Source organism: Chryseobacterium sp. DT-167 (assembly GCF_058310155.1).
In genome coordinates this window covers 1-782 of the sequence record NZ_JBZEEQ010000052.1, presented here as the reverse complement: position 1 = coordinate 782, position 782 = coordinate 1, and the positions used below count along the sequence as shown (strand labels likewise).

General features: G+C 67.9%; 2 protein-coding genes. One reads left to right on the top strand and one right to left on the bottom strand.

Annotated elements, in window-relative coordinates; translation table 11 throughout:
- Window positions 1–16: 16 nt before the first annotated feature.
- On the bottom strand, window positions 17–409 hold the full coding sequence (locus AC4FQ5_RS19680; protein WP_491146237.1) for a VOC family protein: 393 nt from the start codon (window positions 407–409) through the stop codon (window positions 17–19).
- A 38-nt stretch (window positions 410–447) separates the two neighbouring features.
- On the opposite strand from AC4FQ5_RS19680, the gene AC4FQ5_RS19675 reads away from it, so the two are divergent.
- Window positions 448–782: FAD-dependent oxidoreductase (locus AC4FQ5_RS19675; protein ID WP_491146234.1), on the top strand; the 335-nt coding region annotated here is incomplete at its 3' end.

Below are 782 nucleotides of genomic sequence, written 5' to 3'. Positions count from 1 at the left end.
TCACGCACAGGGTCCGTCAGGGCAGCGCGCTCTTCTCGGCTGCGCTGCGTTCGAGGCAGAACTCGTTTCCTTCGACGTCCGTCATGACGATCCACCCTCGGCCGTCCGGACGACGACGGTCATCGAGGATCGTCGCCCCGATCCCGAGGAGCCTCAGGAGTTCCTCGTCTCGGGTCGTGCCGACAGGCGCGACGTCGAGGTGCACTCGGTTCTTCACGGACTTCCCCTCCGGGACACGGACGAACAGCAGCCGCGTCGATCCGTCTGGGCTCTCGAGGTAGCACTCGTCATCCCCTGGAGCGTTCGGGTCCTCCTCCTCCCCCGCGAACCCGAGCGCGTGCTCCCAGAATCGGCTGACCGCGTAGGGGTCGACGGAGTCGAAGGTGATGTGGTTCACCGATAGCGTCATACGATCGATTCCACCACGAACGCGACGAAGGAGTCCGGATGAGTGTCGAAGGATCGACCGTACGCGCGACCGCCGATGCCGTCGTGGTCGGGGCGGGGCTCGCGGGACTCGTCGCGGCGAGCGAGATCGCCGACCACGGGAGAACGGTCGTCGTGGTCGAGCAAGAACCCGAGAGCTCGTTCGGCGGCCAGGCCTGGTGGTCGTTCGGTGGCCTGTTCCTCGTCGACTCCCCGGAGCAGCGGCGCATGGGCATCCGCGATTCCGCGGAGTTGGCGTGGGCCGACTGGGAGGCGACCGCCGGATTCGACCGCGACGAGGACACGTGGCCTCGGCGCTGGGCCCGCGCCTACGTCGAGTTCGCGGCCGGCGAGAA